Below are 20703 nucleotides of genomic sequence, written 5' to 3'. Positions count from 1 at the left end.
GTCATAGTATAATCTATTTGATAAATTCTATAGAAATGTTTGGCCATATTGTATTCCAATTTTTCTTTTTTACTCTCTCGTTATAGACCGTTTGTCGTTCTTTATCTGAAAAGTAATGCGGTGTGGGTGATACTCTGAAGTTAATCAAATCGTCTGTTCCAAAAGGAATAAATACCTCTAGTTCCTGATAGTCATTTAGTCTAGCAGCTATGGCAGTACATTTTTCGGGAAATTTTGAAACAGCATCTGTAGAGCTGATATACTTTTCAGTATTAGGACTATGTATATTCATATAATACTGATTTTTTATTTCCCAATTGTATTCAGGATGTCTTCTCTTTATTTGATTCTCTATTTCAAGAGTTTGTTCATATGATATATTTTTATCAAAGAAAATGACATCGATATCAGATAAATTGATATTTGAAAATGTATTTCCGGTACTTAAGTAGTTCCAAATATAATTGCGTATAGTTCCAGCACAAAGCCAACAGTCATTTAGTTGGAAAGAGTGAATAATCTTTAATAGTGCCATTAGTTCGGAGTTCTGTTTAATTAGTTTTTCGACATTAATCATTTTAAAACCTCATTGGTATTGTACTAGTTTAAGATAGAAATATCAAAATAAGATCATATCTCTAATGCAAAGCGACACTCTAGGTTAGATGTCGCTTTTTTTGCGCTTTGATGATAAGATAGAAGTGACATAGGAAAATTCCTTAGATTGATACTCTTAATCCACTCAGGGAGGTTGATAGACCTTGAGTCACCACTAGAAACTGTATGAAAAACTTAGAAAGATACTCGTATGCCAACTGGTCTGTGAGTGTGTATAGCTTATGACTAAGAAAGTAGGAGTGGGCAAGGCCCACAGTAAGATTATTTTGATGGGGGAGCACTCGGTTGTTTATGGTCATCCTGCCCTTGCTCTTCCTCTTAAGGATATTGAGGTTGTCTGTCAGATTCAGGCGGCTGAGATTCCTTTAACTCTTAAGGCTCAAGATCCCTTGACGACGGCTATTTTTTCAGCTCTTAACTATCTGAAAATCAAGAATCAGCCTATCAGTTATGATATTTCGTCTAGTGTCCCTGAAAAGCGTGGCATGGGGTCATCTGCGGCTGTGGCTATTGCGGCAATTCGAGCGGTCTTTGATTATTTTGATCAGGAGCTTAGCCAGGAGACCTTGGAAATGCTGGTTCATCAGGCGGAGACCATAGCCCATAGTAAACCTAGTGGCTTAGATGCAAAGACCTGCTTGAGTGATCAAGCCATTAGCTTTACGCGTAATGTCGGTTTCAAGGAAATTGAGGTCAATTTAGGTGCCTATCTGGTCATTGCTGATACGGGTATCCATGGAAATACCCGTGAGGCTGTGGAAAAGGTTGAGGCCATTGGTTTAGATGCCTTGTCAGATCTCAACCAACTGGGCGAATTAAGTAAGAAGGCAGAACGTGCCCTCAAAGCCAAGGATCAAAAGCTTCTTGGAAAACTCATGTCTCAAGCCCATAATCACCTTAAATCTTTAGGGGTGTCTTGTGATTTGTCGGATCTTCTAGTAGCAACTGCTCTGGAGCATGGTGCACTGGGAGCCAAGATGTCAGGCGGAGGACTTGGTGGCTGTATTATTGCCCTGACAAGTACTAAAGACCAAGCCCGAACGATTGCTAAAAAACTTCAAGAAAAAGGAGCCGTAAACACGTGGATAGAAAGCCTGTAAGCGTCAAATCGTACGCAAATATTGCTATTGTCAAATACTGGGGTAAGGCGGATGCGGAGCGTATGATTCCTTCAACCAGTAGTATCTCACTGACTTTGGAAAATATGTATACGAAAACCAAGTTATCTTTTCTGCCTGAGGATGCGACTGGTGATGTCATGTATATCGATGATGAGCTCCAAGGGGAAAAAGAAACAACCAAGGCCAGCAAGGTTTTAGATCTCTTCCGTACTAATCCAAACCAACATGTCAAGATTGAAACTTGGAACAACATGCCAACAGCAGCGGGTCTATCCTCAAGTTCCTCAGGACTTTCTGCCCTAGTTAAAGCAGCTAACGAGCTCTTCCAAGTCGGAAAAACGCAGTTTGAATTAGCTCAAATTGCCAAGTTTGCTTCAGGTTCGTCATCACGGTCCTTCTTTGGACCATTGGCAGCCTGGGACAAGGATAGTGGTGAGGTTTACCCGGTTGAAACAGAACTTAAATTGGCCATGATTATGCTGGTGTTAACAGATCAAAAGAAACCCGTATCAAGCCGGGACGGTATGAAATTGTGCACCGAAACATCGACCTCTTTCCCAGAGTGGATTAAACAGTCTGAGCTGGATTATAAGGATATGTTGACCTATCTCAAAGCAAATGATTTCCAAGCGGTCGGTGAGCTCACTGAAGCTAATGCTCTTCGTATGCACCAAACCACAAGTACGGCTAACCCACCATTTTCATATCTGACGGCTGCTTCCTATCAGGCAATGGACAAGGTTAAGGCCCTCCGTGCCTCTGGTGAGCAATGTTATTTCACGATGGATGCAGGACCAAATGTTAAGGTGCTCTGTCTGGAAGAAGACCTAGACCGCCTAGCAGACCACTTCCGTAAGGACTATCAGGTCATTGTTTCACGCACCAAGGAGTTGCCAGATGCCTAAGCAGTCGGTCAATCAGGTCACAGTAAAAACAGGTGGGAAACTCTACATTGCTGGAGAATACTCAGTCTTAACAGCTGGGCAGACAGCCCTAATCCAATTTATTCCTATTTTCATGTCAGCAGATGTCAAGGAAGCACAAACTACCCAGTTGTCCTCAGACATGTTTGACTATAGTGTGGGCCGTGAGCTAGACGCAAATTACGCCCTCATTCAAGAGGCTTTGAATACTTTTGAGGCATTTTGTGGTGAGAAGTTACCCGCTCTGGACATTTCCATCACTGGAAAGTTGGAACGAGATGGGGTTAAATTTGGTATCGGTTCTTCGGGTTCTGTTGTGGTATTGACCCTCAAGGCCTTGGCAGCAGCCCTTCAGAAAGACTTATCCAAAGACATTCTCTTTAAGCTAGCTAGTTACACCCTCCTCAAGCAGGGAGATAATGGTTCTATGGGAGATTTAGCTTGTATCGTATACGAGGGCCTGATTTCCTATCGTTCCTTTGACCGTGCAAAAATAGCAGAGCTTATAGATCAAATAACTCTAACAGAGCTTTTGGAAAAAGATTGGGGCTATCGTATCAGTCCTATAGTGCCAGTTCTCCAAGCTCACTTTTTGGTGGGGTGGACCAAGCAAGCTGCTATCTCAAAAGACATGGTTAAAATGGCCAAATCTCGCATATCAAGCACGTACCTAAGTGAAACCGAAGTGGCTGTTCAAGATGCCATCAAGGCTCTGGTAACAGGAAATAAGAATTTACTTAAGAGCAGCCTTCAGGCTGTCAGTGACCAGTTGGAATCACTTAGTCCAGATATTTATGTGGCCAAGCTGAAAAAACTCAAAGAAGCAGAGCAAGGACTCGATGCTATCGCTAAGTCTTCTGGAGCAGGTGGTGGCGACTGTGGTATCGCCTTTGCCTTTGACGAAGCTAGCCGAGATAGCCTAGTTGATCGCTGGCAGCAGGAAGGTATAGAGCTTTTGTATGAGGTTTAGGGGTCAGCTAAGTAGACATTATCACGCAAGAAAGTAAAGAAATAACCTATGACAAATCGTAAAGACGATCACATCCGTTATGCCCTTAAGTACCAGTCGCCCTACAATAGTTTTGACGATATGGAACTTATCCACAAGTCTCTACCGACTTATGATTTAGATCAGATTGACTTGTCCACACATTTTGCTGGACGAGATTGGGACTTTCCTTTTTATATCAATGCCATGACAGGTGGTTCTGCCAAGGGTGGGGCTGTCAATCGAAAACTAGCTGAGGTGGCCAGCCACACAGGTATTCTCATGGTGACGGGTTCCTACAGTGCTGCTCTAAAGGGAGAAGAACCAGAATCCTTTGACTATCGCCAAGAGTTTCCAGACTTAGACCTAGCGACTAATATCGGTGTGGATAAGTCTGTGGACCTAGGGATTAAGACGGTGGAAGCGATGAATCCAGTCTTTTTACAGCTCCATGTTAACCTTATGCAGGAGCTTCTCATGCCTGAGGGAGAGCGTATTTTCCACACTTGGAAGGAAAATGTGGCGGCTTATGCACAGAAAATAGAGGTTCCTCTTGTACTCAAGGAGGTCGGCTTTGGTATGGATGTGGAAACCATTCGTTATGCCATGTCTCAAGGCATTAAGACTGTGGATATCTCAGGTCGTGGTGGGACTAGCTTCGCCTATATTGAAAATAGTCGAGGTGGCAACCGAGATTACCTCAATGACTGGGGACAAAGCACCGTTCAGACCCTCTTGCAAGCCCAAGACCTTCGTGATAATGTGGAAATTCTAGCCTCTGGAGGAGTGCGCAATCCACTCGATATGGTTAAATGTCTGGTCTTAGGAGCAAAAGGCGTTGGCCTCTCACGAACAGTCCTTGAATTGGTAGAACGCTACCCTGTGGATAAGGTTGTGGCTATTGTCAATGGCTGGAAGGATGACCTTCGTCTCATCATGTGTGCCCTTGATTGTTGCACTATTGATGAGCTCAAATCTGTAGATTACATCTTACACGGTAAGCTACAAGGGACTTACGTCAAACAAGAGAAGTAGGAAAGAGCCAAGTGCTCTTTTTTAATTTTTAAAGATGATAAAACAATTTCTCTAGGCGATGATATTATGGAGACATCATTTTAACACCGGTCAAGGATAAATAATGACATTCTTGATTTGATTTGTTTCTAGCGAGCAAAGCGAGCACTTAATGAGACTTTCCGCTGTGAGAAAAGTTCTAGAAATACTTGTATTTCTAGAACTCGGAATTTTTGAGAGTAAAACAGTTTGGGGAACTGTTTTAGCCTGAGCCTAGAAATTAAAAAGTGAAGGGGCTCAAAAATTAGTCATGGAGCTTCGAAGAAGTTCGCTGACGTCCGCACTCACTTAAGGAAAATCTAAAAAAATCCATTTTACAAAAGAATATCTTACAAAAAAGAGCGGAAGCTCTTTTTTTATTACCCACTCAAGCAAAAAGTAACTTTTCCCCTTGACAAGTTACCGCCTTAGGAGTATTATTTTCAGTGAAATACGGTAGGTGAGGCTACCACAAGGATACGGATGACTACCGCAAAGCAGTGGAGACACTACTCGTTGGTCAACAGTCCTGATCGTCAAGGTCAAGACTAAGCCCATTTCATCGCCTTGCGGAGCTAAAGCTTGAACGGTCCATTTTTTGACAGAATCTATTAAAAAATCAACCTCGAGTTTATAGAGTCTTACCTGTATATGGGTAGGACTCTTTTCTTTTGTCTGAGGTCCACCCACTATGTAAAAAAATGAAAGGAGAAACCTATGAGACTAATCGACGATCACCCCGAACCGCACCTAACCAGTCAATCGCTGATTAGTGTCTTAGGGACTCCATAAGTGATTGGCTCCTGATTAAATAAGGAGATTCCAATGTCAACAAATAAAGAAAGACTTATTGCTGCTCTTCAAGAGCCACTTGAAACAACCCTTACTCGCTACAAGACTCATTTGGATGGCTTGAAGGAAGACCAAGTAGAAGAAAACCGTGACCTTTATGGGGAAAATGTCATAACCAAAGGACAAGAGGATTCTATCATCAAAAAGATTTATGAATCTATCATCAATCCCTTTACTGTCATTCTCTTAGTCATTGCTCTGGTTTCCTTTATCACCAATGTCTGGCTTGCTAAACCGGGTGAAGAAGACCCAACGACTTCTATCATCATTGTCACTCTAGTTTTGATATCTGGTGGTATCCGTTTTATTCAAGAACTTCGTAGCGACAAGGCTGCCAGTAATTTGTCTCGCATGATTGTCAATACAGCAACAGTACTTCGAGATGGCAGTGAGCAAGAAATCCCAATTGATGAAATTGTGGTTGGTGATGTGGTCAAACTAAGTGCGGGAGATATGATTCCGGCTGATGTGGTCTTACTAGATTCTCGTGATTTCTTTGTTCAACAGTCTGGCTTGACAGGTGAAAGTGATGCTGTGGAAAAAGCTTGTCTGGCTAAAGCAGATGGTCAAAATCTAGAGAGTTTGCTTGAGAGTGAGAGCCTTGCTTTCATGGGAACTAATGTTATCTCTGGTCGTGCAACAGCCTTGGTTTTAGTTGTTGGTGATGAAACCATGATGGGAGCAATTGAGCAGACCATCAATACTTATGACGAACCAACTTCATTTGAACGTGAGATGAATTCCATTTCTTGGCTCTTGATTCGACTCATGTTGGTTATGGTTCCTGTTGTTTTTGTGATTAACGGTTTAACAGATGGGGACTGGCTTGAAGCCGGCGTCTTTGCCCTTAGTGTGGGAGTCGGTTTGACCCCAGAAATGTTGCCGATGATTATCACAGCCAGTCTTGCCAAGGGTTCTATCATTATGGCCAAGGAAAAGGTGGTCATCAAAAAACTTAATGCTATTCAAGACCTAGGGGCTATCGACATCCTTTGTACGGATAAGACAGGAACCCTGACTCAGGATGAAATCGTTCTTGAGTACCCTCTTGATATCCATGGTGACCTTGACCTATCAGTACTTCGGAGAGCCTATCTTAATTCTTATTTCCAAACTGGCTTAAAAAATCTTATGGACCGTGCCATTATTAGCCGAACAGAAAGAGAAGCTAAGAAACACGAGATCGTTCGTAATCTTGACCAAACCTTCCACAAGATTGATGAGCTTCCTTTTGATTTTGAACGCCGTCGCATGAGTGTCATTGTTAAGGACAATGATGGTTTTGTCAGCATGGTGACAAAAGGTGCCCTTGAAGAAATGCTCTCAGTTTCTAACTATGTGGAATACAAGGGTGACATTATCCCATTAACAGACGATGTTCGTGAGGAAGTCCTTGCGGAAGTCGCACAGTTGAATGAACAAGGTTTGCGTGTTCTCGGTGTTAGCTACAAATCACAGCTTAATGAAAATGACGTCTTTAGTGTCGAAGATGAAAGTGACATGATTTTGACGGGATATCTTGCCTTCCTTGACCCACCAAAACCATCAGCAGCACCTGCTATCAAGGCTTTGGCTGAGTATGGTGTGACCACAAAGATTTTGACTGGAGACAATGATAAGGTGACACAGGCTGTCTGTGAAAAAGTTGGTCTAGATGTGACACATATCCTACTTGGAAGTGATCTTGATACCATGTCAGATCAAGATTTGGCTAAGGCTGTGGAAACGACAACAGTCTTTGCTAAGTTATCCCCAGACCAAAAGGCACGAATTATCCTAAGCCTTAAGGAAAATGGCCATAAGGTAGGCTATATGGGTGATGGAATCAACGATGCCCCATCTATGAAGGTGTCAGATGTGGGTATCTCTGTGGATACAGCTGTTGATATTGCCAAAGAAACTGCAGATGTTATCTTGCTTGATAAGGATCTAATGGTCTTGGAAAAAGGTCTAGTTGAAGGGCGTAAGGTCTATGCCAATATGACCAAGTATATCAAGATGACCGTTTCTTCAAATTTCGGTAATATTTTTTCTCTCCTCTTTGCCAGCATCTTCTTACCATTCCTACCAATGGCACCTGTGCATTTGATTGTCCTTAATCTTGTCTATGATATCTCTTGTATCGCTCTTCCATTTGACAATGTGGACAAGGAATTTCTTAAAGAGCCACATATCTGGGAAGCTAAATCAATCATGCGTTTCATGGCTTGGTTTGGACCAATTTCGTCTGTATTTGATATTTTGACTTACATCTTGCTCTACTTCATCATTGTGCCAATGATTTTAGGGCATGGCTATGTTCATGGTTCACCAGAAGCAGTAGCCTTTATCATCATTTTCCAAACAGGTTGGTTTATCGAATCTATGTGGTCTCAAACTATGGTTATCCACATGTTACGTTCACCAAAACTACCATTTATTCAAAGCCACCCAGCACTATCTGTTGTTGTGACAACCCTATTTGCCGCTGTTTTTGTAACCTCTCTTCCTTATAGTCCATTGGCTAGTCTCTTAAAACTCAGCCATCTAAATGGTCTCTATTTCATTCTCTTGTTTGTTATTATCGTTTTGTATATGCTTAGTGTTACCTTTGTGAAGCATATCTATATTAAGAAATATAAAGAATGGTTATAGGACAACTATCCTTAGAAAAAAGAGCGTTAGCTCTTTTTTCATTACCTTTCATTCTGCCAAAACCTTTTCATTTATGGTATAATAGGGCGATTATAGATAATCAGAGGCCCTAAAAAACGTCAGTTGTGAGGACATATTTTCTAAGAAATGAGAGACTATGTTTTCAAGGCCCCTTTCTTTCGTAGGCTATCCCAGTGGGAGGTGGAGGCCCTGAGATTTGGGGCTCAAGGCTAAGACCGTCACGAAGGAACCATCAAAAAAATCTTAAGAAGGAAAAAGAAAATGAGTAATTACGCAATTATCCTTGCTGCGGGTAAAGGAACTCGCATGAAATCAGATCTTCCAAAAGTTTTGCACAAGGTTTCAGGCATCACTATGCTTGAGCATGTCTTCCGTGCAGTTTCAGCCATTGATCCAGTTAAAAACGTTACTGTTATTGGTCACAAGGCTGAACTTGTTCGTGAGGTTTTGGATGGTCAATCTGCCTTCACTATGCAAACTGAGCAGTTGGGGACTGGTCACGCAGTAATGATGGCTGAAGATGAGTTGGCTGGACTTGAAGGTCAAACGCTTGTTATTGCTGGTGACACGCCTTTGATTACTGGTGAAAGCCTTAAAAATCTTATTGATTTCCACGTTAATCACAAAAATGTTGCCACTATCTTGACTGCAACTGCGGACAATCCATTTGGTTATGGGCGTATCATCCGTAACGAAAATGGCGAAGTGACTAAGATTGTTGAGCAAAAAGATGCCAACGAGTTTGAACAACAAGTCAAAGAAATCAATACAGGGACTTATGTTTTTGACAATAAACGTCTCTTTGAAGCACTTAAAAACATCAATACTAACAACGCTCAAGGGGAATACTATTTGACTGATGTTATTTCTATTTTCCGTGAGAATGGTGAAAAAGTAGGTGCCTTCACCCTTCGTGACTTCGAAGAAAGTCTTGGGGTTAATGACCGTGTTGCCCTAGCTACAGCAGAAGATGTTATGCGTCGTCGTATCAACAAAGCTCACATGGTCAATGGTGTTACTTTCCAAAATCCAAAGGCTACTTATATCGACGTTGATGTGGAAATTGAGACAGATGTTGTGGTTGAGGCTAATGTAACCCTTAAAGGCAAAACTAAGATTGGTGCAGAGTCAGTGCTTACTAATGGTACTTATATTGTTGATTCAACTATCGGTGCCAAAACGGTTATCACTAACTCTATGATTGAACACTCAGTGGTTGAAGAAGGTGTTACCGTTGGTCCATTTGCCCATGTTCGTCCAGATTCAACCCTCAAAAAAGAGGTTCATATCGGTAATTTCGTTGAGGTTAAGGGGTCTACTATCGGTGAAAATACCAAAGCTGGTCACTTGACCTACATTGGTAATGCGGAAGTTGGTTCTGACGTTAACTTTGGTGCCGGAACAATTACTGTAAACTATGATGGACAACACAAGTTCAAGACACAAATTGCCAACAATGTCTTTATCGGAAGCAATTCAACCTTGATTGCACCGCTTGAAATTGGGGCTAACGCCCTCACAGCGGCTGGTTCAACCATCACAGATGATGTGCCAGCTGACAGCGTAGCCATTGGACGTGGCCGTCAGGTCAATAAAGAAGGCTATGCCATTAAGAAACCTCACCACCCAAGCCAACAAAAGTAAGCTTAAGGCTATCTGAGCTAGATTCTCTTGTAGAGTAGGGGTAGCTTAGAATGAGGTCAGAAGTAAAAGGAGTCAATTCATGGATTTTGAAGAAAAAACACTCAAACGTGAGTCAAAATTTAAGGGACATATTTTTGAAGTTGCAGTAGACGAAGTCCTCTTACCAGACGGTAAGACAGCTGGTCGTGAGCTCATCTTCCACAAGGGAGCAGTAGCCGTTTTAGCGATTACCCCAGAAGGGAAAATCATTATCGTCAAACAATACCGTAAGGCTATTGAGGCGGTTTCTTACGAGATTCCTGCAGGTAAACTGGAAGTCGGTGAAGCTGGCGATGAAATGGCTGCAGCAGCGCGTGAACTTGAAGAGGAGACTCAATACAAGGGTGATCTGGAATTGATTTATGAATTTTACACAGCCATTGGCTTTTGTAATGAGAGAATCAAACTCTATGTAGCGACCAACCTTAAACCTGTGGAAAATCCACGTCCACTTGATGATGATGAGTTCCTTGAACTCTATGAATTGACCTATGAGGAGTGTATGGAACTTGTGGCTTCAGGGGCTATTCAGGATGCCAAAACCATCATTGCACTCCAATACTATGCACTTCATTTCGGAGGAAAATAAGCAATGGGAAAACCACTTTTGACCGACGATATCATTGAGCAGGCCAAGCGTGGGGAAATTGATTTAGAGGAACATCCTTATTATGAGGACTATGATCAAGAGTTCTACGATGAGGATTATGAGGCTGATTACCAGCCTTCTGTCTACAAGAGTCGTCGAATTGAGAATGCTAAACGCAATCAATTTCAACACAAGCTTAATCGCATCCTCTTTTGGGTTGTGGTCCTCTTGATTCTTCTCTTCATTGCTGTCTTTTATTTCTAAGAAGTCTATGAGTCAGATAGCCCTAGCTACTGATTCAGGAAAGATTACAAGCTGAAAAGGAACTATATGAAAATCGGAATTATCGCTGCCATGGAGCAGGAGTTAGTGCTTCTAGTGGAGCAATTGGAAAATAAGGTTGAAGAAACTGTTCTTGGCAATACCTACTACACAGGACGCTTGGGCAAACACGACGTCGTTTTGGTGCAATCAGGTGTTGGTAAGGTTATGTCAGCCATGTCTGTGGCTGTCTTGGTAGACCATTTTGGCGTTGATGCCCTCATTAACACTGGTTCTGCAGGAGCAGTAGCACCTGGACTTAAAATTGGAGATGTGGTTGTAGCTTCAAAATTAGCCTATCACGATGTTGATTTGACAGCCTTTGGCTATGATTATGGGCAAATGTCTATGCAGCCACTCTACTTTGAAAGTGACTCTACCTTCGTAGAGACTTTCGAGAAGGTCTTAGCTCAGGCTTCCATTGATTCTAAGATTGGGCTTATCGCTACGGGTGATAGCTTCATTGCAGGTCAAGACAAGATTGATGCTATTAAGGGGCATTTTCCAGAAGTCTTGGCAGTAGAGATGGAGGGAGCAGCTATTGCTCAAGCCGCACATAGTGTTAAAAAGCCTTTCATCGTTGTACGTGCCATGAGTGATACAGCGGCTCATGATGCTAACATTACCTTTGATGAATTCATTATTCAGGCTGGGAAACAATCAGCTGCTATTCTAGTAGAGTTTCTCCAAGAACTTGCCTAAATTACATTAAATGAGTGTTTATGCTCATTTTCTTAATTAATTTAAAGACGACTGCTATTCATTTAAGAATGGCAGTTTTTTTCTGCTTTTAGATAAGATAATCTTCTCATTTTTCTAAGAGAAAATCTGAATTTTAGCATTTTTCAGACGGAAATTGAATTAAAATTATGGCGATAAAATGAGAAATAAAAACAATATTAAAAGAGGGGTCCCGAAAGAAAGCTTATAATATAAGGGTTTACAAAATTCACTATCTATTGATATCTTAGAAAGCTTTACAAAACATCTAAATAGGTAAATAATTTTCTTGCAAAATTCTGAAAATAGTGTATAATCCAAAATGAAAAGGGTTACAAAAATGTTAAGATTTGTAATAATGGGAGGATAGAATCATGAATAACCGATTCGGTGATTCGAGGCAACGTTTCTCCATTCGTAAGTTTACGGTGGGCGTTGCATCGGTCTTACTTTTGTTTGCAGTTTTTGGTGTGAGTACCGCCAAAGCAGAGCAAGCTGAGGAGCCTAAAGGGCAACCAGCGACGAGTGTACTTGAGGAAGCTAGCGAGTCTGATGGTGGGGGCCAAAGGACAAGCACTAGTGTCTCAAGTCATGAAGCGACAGTTGAACCTACCGTTCATGCAGAAAGTATCAGTGCTATTTCAGTGACTGCTGTTACTAGTGAAGCTGCGGTTCAAGAGCAAACGGTTGCAAGCTCTGAACAAACGAGTACATCACAAGATAAGACTAGTGAGGGGCTCAGTGAGACACCTGTAGCCGTTAATGAGACACGTGAAGCTAGTGCTCTTGCAGAAGCAAAGAATAGTAGCACAACGTCTTTTGATAATTTTGGACTTAAGATTACCAACTCGACCAATCCCGTCTCAGCGGATGTCAAGGTGACAAAGATAGGAACTGAAATCCATATTCAAAATCCTGATGTGGAAATGGAATTTCCAAATGGTAATAATAAGTACGCGACTAACAAGGTTGTTTATCACAATATTCCTTTTCCTGATGATATAGCTATTAATTCAGGTGATAAGGTCATTCTCACTATACCAAGTGCATTACAGTTTAGGACGGGTTATAGTGTTAATGTTTACAATCCTAATAACGAAGTTGTAGGGATTGCTCAGGTTGATCCCAAGACAAACAAAATTGAAACCACATTTAATCGTTATTTTGAAGATTATCCTATCGGGAAATTTATGAATTTAGAGTTAGATACTCTCTTTTCAGAGGATTTTGAAGGTGGGGAACATTTACACCTTGATTTTGATGGCCATATTATAGATGTTACAGTTGGGAAAGCTAATCCTATCCCAGAAGATGAAATTATTTCTAAGTGGGGTAGTCAAGATAAGAATGATCCTACTTTGATTAATTGGGGGATGTGTGTTAATTATGCTAGGCGTGTTTTAAATAACCTTCAATTGATTGATACCTGGTCTGATAACCAAAAATTTGTGGATGGATCTCTACAGCTTCGCTATATTGATTCAGCAGATCCTTGGATTGACAAGGGATCTGCTATGGAGTTAATCAAGAGTTTTTCTCACGACGATACTAAATTCGAACTTAATCTTAATCAGCTAGATCGTATGGTTTATATTTGGTATCAAACACGATTAGGAAAGCTAACATCTAATCAGAATAATACTACGAATAAAGTTAACCTATACACGAATGCTGAGACAAAAAATTATGATTATGAAGTACGTTTAGTTGGAGGTCGTGGAAATGCAGGTGGTGAACAACAAACGTATTTCAATCTTGAGTTTGAGAAGGACTTGGCAGGCAGAAACCTCAAGGACAAAGAATTTACCTTCAAATTGGTTGATGTGACTGATAGTGCCAATCCTGTTGACTTAGGGGAAACCACTAATGATGCCAAGGGTAAAATCGTTTTTTCAGATCTCTCACTCAGTAAGCCAGGCATCTATCGTTATCGTGTGACAGAGGTTGCAGGTAATGACGAAGATGTGGTCTATGACAAACTAGAAGCCAATATCACCATTCAGGTTGTTCGTGAAACTGTGGACAATCAAGTCAAATTGGTTGCCAAGGTTGCCTATCCAGAAGACATTATCTTTAACAATAAATTGGTAACACCAGCCAAGGCCAAAATTGCATTTGGTAAGGAATTGACCAAGGCAGGCGTTAAACAAGATCTAAAAGCAGATCAATTCCAATTTGTTCTCAAAGACCGTTTTGGAAAAGTCCTTGAAACTGTTGGTAATACAGCTGATGGTCAGGTTGCTTTTAGTGAGTTAACCTTTAACAAGGTAGGTACTTACAACTACACTGTTGAAGAGCTTACAGGTAAGGATGACTCAATTGTTTATGACAGCATGAAAGCTGCTGTTTCTATCACGGTAACACGTGATGGCGACGCCCTTGTTTCAACCGTGGTTAATCCTAAAGACACTATCTTTAACAATAAGTTTGTGACTCCAGCTAAAGCCGCTATTCAGTTCAGTAAGGAATTGACTAAGGCAGGTGTAAACCAAACTTTGACTGCTAATGAGTTCCAATTTGTCCTCAAAGATAGTGCCGGCCATATTGTCGAAACTGTTGGTAATACAGCTGATGGCCGTGTTGCCTTTAGTGAACTTCACTTTGATAAGGCAGGAACCTACACTTACACTGTTGAAGAAGTTAAGGGAACTAACGAAGATATCATCTATGATGGTATGAAAGCGACTGTCTGGATTACAGTGACACGAGATGGTGATGCTTTGGTATCAACAGTTGCTAATCCAAAAGACACTGTTTTCAATAACTATGTTAAAGATGTGCAACCAGCTAAGGCTAAATTCGAATTGACCAAGGTTCTTACAGGTCGTAACCTCAAAGATGGTGAGTTTAGTTTCGTTCTCAAGGACGACAAGGGTAATGTTATCCAAACAGTGACCAATAATGCACAAGGAAATATTAGTTTTGGAAATATTGTCTACGACAAACCAGGTGTTTACTACTACACTGTTGAAGAAGTCAAGGGCAATGAAGCTGACGTGGTTTATGATAACATGGTGGCTAAGTTCCAGGTGACCGTTACTAAGACTGTAGGTGAAAAGGAAAATCTGCTGGTAGCAGCCGTTCTCCTTCCTTTGGATACAGAATTTAACAATAGTTACATTCCTCCAACACCGCCAACACCACCGACACCACCAAGTGTCCCACCTAAACCACCAGTGGTTCCGCCAACACCCCCAACACCCCCAACTCCGCCTACTCCACCGGTGACTCCAAAACCAGCTAAGCCAGTTCAATCCTCTGAGAAATCAGGACCTCAACTTCCAGAGACTGGTCAAGCTAACGATACTGCCTTGCTTGCCCTCGGTGTGGCAGCAGTCATGGGTGTAGCATATAGCCATCGTCGCCGTAAAGATGTTTAAGATGATGACCTAAAAGATCGAGTATTCTCGATCTTTTTTAGTATTTGGCCGCCTATCTCATTAAATGAGAAATCAAGATAAAGCCAACTGCAAGATGAAATTTCTACTAAATTAAGCTATAATGAAGAGTATGAAAGTTCTACTTTATCTTGAAGGAAAATCGGTTCTTGAAAAATCAGGAATCGGACGGGCTCTCCACCATCAGATGCATGCCTTGGACTTGGCGGGGATTCCCTATACAACGGACATCTTGGGTGATTATGATGTCGTTCATATTAATACTTATGGGCCACGCAGCTTGATGTTGTTGCATGCTGCAAAACGCCGTGGCAAGAAGGTCATCATGCATGGTCATTCGACACGTGAGGACTTTGAAAATTCATTCATCGGTTCTAACCTCTTGGCCCCACTTTTTGGGAAATATTTGGCCCACATGTACCAAAAGGCCGATTACGTGATTACGCCATCTGAGTATTCCAAAAAATTGATTCAGTCTTACGGAGTTACCACACCAATCATTGCTGTTTCAAATGGGATTGATCTGAAAAAATACGGTAAGGATCCACGTAAGGAAGAAGTTTTCCGAGACTATTTTGGTATCGGGGAAGGACAGCCAGTGGTTATTTGTGCGGGGCTTTATTTCCAACGCAAGGGAATTGAAGATTTCGTCAAGGTTGCCGAAAAGATGCCTCATGTTCGTTTCATTTGGTTAGGTAGTATCAGTAAATGGTTGATCCCTAAGAAGATTCGAGACATTGTCAATGGTAAGCATCCTGATAATGTCAGCTTCCCAGGTTATTTCAAGGGAGCCGTCTTCCAAGGAGCTATGAGTGGTGCTAACGCCTTCTTTTTCCCATCTTACGAGGAAACTGAAGGGATTGTGGTGCTAGAAGCCTTTGCCAGTCACCAGCATGTGGTCTTGCGTGATATTCCTGTTTATGAAGGCTGGGTTGATGACAAATCGGCCTCATTTGGGCACAACGTGGACGAATTTGTAGTAGCCTTGCAAGATATTATCGATGGTAAAGTGGACAAACGTGAAGAAGGCTATAAGGTTGCAGAAAGTCGCTCGATTGATGATGTCGCCCAAAAGCTTGTTGAAGCCTACAAAGAAGTATTGGAGATTTAAATGCGTATCGGATTGTTTACAGATACCTATTTTCCACAGGTATCAGGTGTTGCGACCAGTATTCGCACGCTGAAGACGCAGTTGGAAAAAATGGGACATACAGTCTTTATCTTTACCACGACTGATAGAGATGTTGACCGCTATGAAGACTGGCAGATTGTCCGTATTCCGAGTGTGCCTTTCTTTGCTTTTAAGGACCGCCGTGTAGCTTATCGTGGCTTTTCCAAGGCACTAGAGATTGCCAAACAATATAAGCTTGATATTATTCATACGCAGACAGAGTTTTCACTAGGTCTGCTAGGGATTGCCATTGCACGCGAACTTAGGATTCCTGTAGTGCATACCTACCATACTCAGTATGAAGACTATGTCCGCTATATTGCCAAAGGTATGGTTATCCGTCCAAGTATGGTTAAGTACATTGTTCGTGGCTTTATGAGCGATTTGGATGGAGTTATCTGTCCGAGTGAGATTGTTTATGACCTTTTGCTCAAGTACAAGGTTGCAGCTGAAAAACGTGTCATTCCAACTGGGATTGAACTTGAAAAGTTCCAACGTCCAGAGATTACTGAAGATGATGTGGCGGACTTGAGAGCCAAGCTTGGTATTGCTTCTGATGAGACCATGTTGTTGAGCCTCTCTCGTGTATCCTATGAGAAAAACATCCAGGCTGTGCTGGCTGCTCTCCCTTCTGTTTTGGAGGAAGATGACAAGGTGCGTTTGGTAGTGGCCGGTGATGGTCCTTACCTACCAGATCTTAAGTCTCAAGCCAAAAAACTTGGTATTCAGGACAAGGTGGTTTTCACAGGTATGATTGCGCCTAGTGAGACAGCACTTTATTATAAGGCTGCTGATTTCTTTATTTCGGCATCAACCAGTGAGACTCAGGGCTTGACCTATCTGGAAGCTTTGGCTAGTGGTACCCCTATCATCGCTCATGGAAATCCTTATTTGGATAATGTGATTACAGACCAGATGTTTGGAACGCTTTATTATCATGATAATGATTTAGCCGGGGCCATTTTGGAAGCTGCCATTGCAACACCAGAAAAAGACGAAACTAAGTGGGCTGACAAGCTTTATGAAATTTCTGCGGAAAACTTTGGAAAACGTGTGTATGAGTATTACTTGGACCTTACGATTTCTAAGGATTTCCACAATGATTTGAATGGTGAAGATAGTACCATGAAGCGCTTGACGCGTATGGTAACTTATTTGCCAACTAAGGCTATTACCTTGCCTGTTAATGGCTCTGTTCGTATCCTCAAAGGATCAGCCAAACAGGTCAAGAAAATCAGAAATATCACGAAACTTTTGGATTAGGAAAGCTACCAGATTTTTCTAGTCAGATAAAATCTTAGAATTGATTAATAAAAGAGATAATTAGCTTGAAAAATTACAGTTTCATGCTATAATAACGCATAGAGACATATCAGTCATGGGAAATCTTTCAGAGAGCGTGTGGTGCTGGAAATCACGCAGAGGACATGATTGGGACTACTCGATTAACTTTTTATGCAAACATAAAACGGTGGCCACGTTAGAGCCAATCAGAGGTGTAGGACAGACTCGTTTTTTGTCGTACATGAACTAAGGTGGAACCACGTTGCGACGTCCTTTTGAGGATGTCGCTTTTTTATATTTAAGATAGTAAAACGTTTCTGTTCCTGATTTCAAGAGCACCTCGAAATTATTCATGCTAACAATAATAAAGGAGAATACGATGATTAACATTACTTTCCCAGATGGCGCTGTTCGTGAATTCGAATCTGGCGTTACAACTTTTGAAATTGCACAATCTATCAGCAACTCTTTGGCTAAGAAAGCTCTTGCTGGTAAATTTAACGGCAAATTGATTGACACAACTCGTGCGATCACTGAAGATGGAAGCATCGAAATCGTGACACCTGATCACGAAGACGCTCTTCCAATCTTGCGTCACTCAGCGGCTCACTTGTTTGCCCAAGCAGCTCGTCGCCTTTTCCCAGATATTCATTTGGGTGTTGGTCCAGCTATCGAAGATGGTTTCTACTACGATACTGACAATGAAGCTGGTCAAATTTCTAACGAAGACCTTCCTCGTATCGAAGAAGAAATGAAGAAAATCGTTAAAGAAAACTTCCCATCAATCCGTGAAGAAGTGACTAAAGACGAAGCGCGTGAAATCTTCAAAAATGACCCATATAAATTGGAATTGATTGAAGAGCACTCAGAAGACGAAGGTGGTTTGACTATCTACCGTCAAGGTGAGTACGTTGACCTTTGCCGTGGCCCACACGTACCATCAACTGGTCGTATCCAAGTCTTCCACCTTTTGAATGTTGCAGGTGCTTACTGGCGTGGAAATAGCGATAATGCTATGATGCAACGTATCTACGGTACAGCTTGGTTCGATAAAAAAGATCTCAAGGCTTACCTTAAACGCCTTGAAGAAGCTAAAGAACGTGACCACCGTAAACTTGGTAAAGAACTTGATTTGTTCATGATTTCTCAAGAGGTTGGTCAAGGTCTTCCATTCTGGTTGCCAAACGGTGCGACAATTCGTCGTGTCTTGGAACGCTACATCGTGGACAAGGAAGTAGCAGCAGGCTACCAACACGTATACACTCCACCAATTGCCTCAGTTGAGCTATACAAAACTTCAGGTCACTGGGATCACTACCGTGAAGACATGTTCCCACCAATGGATATGGGGGATGGAGAAGAGTTTGTCCTTCGTCCAATGAACTGTCCTCACCACATCGAAGTTTACAAACACCATGTTCACTCTTACCGCGAATTGCCTATCCGTATCGCTGAAATTGGTATGATGCACCGTTATGAAAAATCTGGTGCCCTTACAGGACTTCAACGTGTGCGTGAAATGTCACTTAATGACGGTCATACTTTCGTAACACCTGAACAAATCAAAGATGAGTTCCAACGTACGCTTCAATTGATTATCGACGTTTACGAAGATTTCAACTTGACTGACTATCGTTTCCGTTTGTCATACCGTGACCCTAAAGATACTCACAAATACTTTGACAATGACGAAATGTGGGAAAATGCTCAAAGCATGTTGAAATCAGCCATGGATGACATGGAACTCGACTACTTTGAAGCAGAAGGTGAAGCTGCCTTCTACGGTCCAAAACTTGATATCCAAGTGAAGACTGCCCTTGGTAATGAAGAAACACTTTCTACTATCCAATTGGACTTCTTGCTTCCAGAACGCTTTGACCTTAAATACATCGGAGCTGATGGGGAAGAACACCGTCCAGTAATGATTCACCGTGGTGTTATCTCAACAATGGAACGCTTTACAGCTATCCTTATTGAAAACTATAAAGGAGCCTTCCCAACTTGGTTGGCACCTCAACAAGTGACTGTTATTCCAGTTTCAAATGAAGCCCACACAGATTACGCTTGGGAAGTTGCTAAACAACTTCGTGACCGTGGTATCCGTGTTGAAGTGGATGAACGTAACGAGAAAATGCAATACAAGATTCGTGCGTCTCAAACACAAAAAATCCCTTACCAATTGATTGTTGGGGATAAGGAAATGGAAGACGGAACTGTTAACGTTCGTCGTTATGGACAAAAACAAACACACACTGAAGCTGTGTCAGAATTTGTAGAAAATATCCTTGCTGATATTGCTCGCAAATCACGCCCAGATGCCGAATAAATCAGAAAGTCGGTTAGCTAAGCTAGCTGACTTTTTAGTAGGATAAACTATGCATGTTTTTAGGAAAAGACTTTTATTTCTGCTGGGAGCAGTTCTAGTCTTGTTACTGGCTAGCTTTACTTACCATAGATTGGCCTTGCAAAGAGAGAAGGTTTCTCTCAAACCTATGGGGCAAATGGTGTCTGTCAATGGCCATGACATGAGCATTTTTGTAAAGGGGGAGGGGGCACAAATTCTAGTTTTTCTATCTGGTGCTGGAACGGCCTCTCCCATTCTAGATTTTAAAGACTTGTATGATGGGCTTTCGAAGCAGTATAAGATAGTCGTTGTTGAAAGGGTTGGCTATGGTTACAGTGAGGACACATCCAAGTCCCGAGATGTTTCTGAGGTTCTTTTAGAGACACGTCAAGCCCTAGCCAGGGCTCATGTCTCAGGTCCTTATATTATCCTTTCTCATTCGATGGCCTCCTTAGAGACACTTCTGTGGCAGGAAAAATACCCTAGTGAAGTGAAAGCTATCATTGGTTTAGATTGGGCCCTACCAGAAAGTTACTCTCATTTAACAATGCATCCCCAGATCTTACGTATGGCTCGTTGGGGAAGTCAATTAGGCTTATTAAGGTATTTACCGAGTCGCTTATATGTGCCTAATGCCAATCTCAGTAGTGGCGACCGCCGCCTCTATCAACGGATAGCCTATCGTCAAATATTATCAAAGGCTATGTTAAATGAGAGCCTGTCTGTTAAGGAAAATGCTAAAAAGGTTACTTCTAGCATTGATTCACATATTCCAACCTTACTGATGGTCTCGAATGGTGAGGGTACTGGTTTTAGCCAGAAGGACTGGCGGCATTATGCGACTAGCTTTGCAAAGGACCAGAAAAATATCGAAGTGACTTTTTATGATGCTCCTCATTATCTTTATCACTATCAGACCAAAGAGGTGTCCGAGAAGATAGAGGGGTTCATCAAAGAGACGACTGATTAAATTTACGTATGTT

At 41.7% G+C, this 20703-nt stretch carries 15 protein-coding genes and 1 riboswitch; of the genes, 14 read left to right on the top strand and 1 reads right to left on the bottom strand.

Annotation, left to right across the window (positions count from 1 at the left end):
- Positions 1-13: 13 nt before the first annotated feature.
- Positions 14-577: a nucleotidyltransferase family protein gene (locus tag NSQ79_RS07375; protein ID WP_164332204.1), complete on the bottom strand. Its 564-nt coding sequence runs from the start codon at positions 575-577 to the stop codon at positions 14-16.
- A gap of 262 nt (positions 578-839) precedes the next feature.
- Between NSQ79_RS07375 and mvk the strand changes: the two genes are divergently transcribed.
- The 14 genes from mvk (at position 840) to NSQ79_RS07305 (ending at position 20690) form a co-directional block, all read left to right on the top strand.
- Positions 840-1718, top strand: a complete 879-nt coding sequence (gene mvk / locus NSQ79_RS07370; RefSeq protein WP_164332203.1) for a mevalonate kinase — start codon at positions 840-842, stop codon at positions 1716-1718.
- The gene (gene mvaD, locus NSQ79_RS07365) at positions 1700-2644 is read left to right on the top strand and encodes a diphosphomevalonate decarboxylase (RefSeq protein ID WP_164332202.1); all 945 of its coding nucleotides are present in this window, start codon (positions 1700-1702) and stop codon (positions 2642-2644) included. Before mvk ends, mvaD begins: the two co-directional genes overlap by 19 nt.
- Entirely contained in the window at positions 2637-3632 is a 996-nt protein-coding gene (locus NSQ79_RS07360) for a phosphomevalonate kinase (RefSeq protein ID WP_164332201.1), read from the top strand. Before mvaD ends, NSQ79_RS07360 begins: the two co-directional genes overlap by 8 nt.
- 48 nt (positions 3633-3680) lie before the next feature.
- On the top strand, positions 3681-4685 hold the full coding sequence (gene fni, locus NSQ79_RS07355) for a type 2 isopentenyl-diphosphate Delta-isomerase (RefSeq protein WP_164332200.1): 1005 nt from the start codon (positions 3681-3683) through the stop codon (positions 4683-4685).
- A gap of 463 nt (positions 4686-5148) precedes the next feature.
- A riboswitch (M-box (ykoK) riboswitch) is annotated at positions 5149-5304 on the top strand.
- 224 nt (positions 5305-5528) lie between these two features.
- Entirely contained in the window at positions 5529-8189 is a 2661-nt protein-coding gene (gene mgtA, locus NSQ79_RS07350; RefSeq protein ID WP_164332199.1) for a magnesium-translocating P-type ATPase, read from the top strand.
- A 282-nt stretch (positions 8190-8471) separates the two neighbouring features.
- Positions 8472-9854 (top strand): bifunctional UDP-N-acetylglucosamine diphosphorylase/glucosamine-1-phosphate N-acetyltransferase GlmU, encoded by a 1383-nt coding sequence (gene glmU / locus NSQ79_RS07345; protein WP_164332198.1) that lies wholly within the window; start codon positions 8472-8474, stop codon positions 9852-9854.
- A 79-nt stretch (positions 9855-9933) separates the two neighbouring features.
- A complete protein-coding gene (locus NSQ79_RS07340; protein ID WP_045768981.1) occupies positions 9934-10482 on the top strand; it encodes an NUDIX hydrolase in 549 nt (182 codons plus the stop codon).
- A gap of 3 nt (positions 10483-10485) precedes the next feature.
- Positions 10486-10746 carry a cell wall synthase accessory phosphoprotein MacP gene (gene macP, locus NSQ79_RS07335; RefSeq protein ID WP_004182968.1) on the top strand — a complete coding sequence of 87 codons (261 nt, stop codon included), beginning with the start codon at positions 10486-10488 and terminating at the stop codon, positions 10744-10746.
- Between the two features lie 66 nt (positions 10747-10812).
- A complete protein-coding gene (locus NSQ79_RS07330) occupies positions 10813-11505 on the top strand; it encodes a 5'-methylthioadenosine/adenosylhomocysteine nucleosidase (RefSeq protein ID WP_014633435.1) in 693 nt (230 codons plus the stop codon).
- A 392-nt stretch (positions 11506-11897) separates the two neighbouring features.
- Entirely contained in the window at positions 11898-14903 is a 3006-nt protein-coding gene (locus NSQ79_RS07325; protein ID WP_164332197.1) for an FctA domain-containing protein, read from the top strand.
- Between the two features lie 130 nt (positions 14904-15033).
- Entirely contained in the window at positions 15034-16032 is a 999-nt protein-coding gene (locus tag NSQ79_RS07320) for a glycosyltransferase (protein ID WP_045771897.1), read from the top strand.
- Positions 16033-17355 carry a glycosyltransferase family 4 protein gene (locus NSQ79_RS07315; protein ID WP_118184688.1) on the top strand — a complete coding sequence of 441 codons (1323 nt, stop codon included), beginning with the start codon at positions 16033-16035 and terminating at the stop codon, positions 17353-17355.
- A 400-nt stretch (positions 17356-17755) separates the two neighbouring features.
- Positions 17756-19702 (top strand): threonine--tRNA ligase, encoded by a 1947-nt coding sequence (thrS, locus tag NSQ79_RS07310; RefSeq protein ID WP_155164731.1) that lies wholly within the window; start codon positions 17756-17758, stop codon positions 19700-19702.
- 49 nt (positions 19703-19751) lie between these two features.
- Positions 19752-20690, top strand: a complete 939-nt coding sequence (locus NSQ79_RS07305; protein WP_155164732.1) for an alpha/beta hydrolase — start codon at positions 19752-19754, stop codon at positions 20688-20690.
- Positions 20691-20703: the final 13 nt, after the last annotated feature.

It is taken from the genome of Streptococcus sp. FSL W7-1342, from assembly GCF_037966635.1.
Lineage (GTDB): Bacteria > Bacillota > Bacilli > Lactobacillales > Streptococcaceae > Streptococcus > Streptococcus salivarius_D.
The sequence above is the reverse complement of the archived record's forward strand: the minus strand, read 5'-3'. Positions and strand labels throughout refer to the sequence as shown.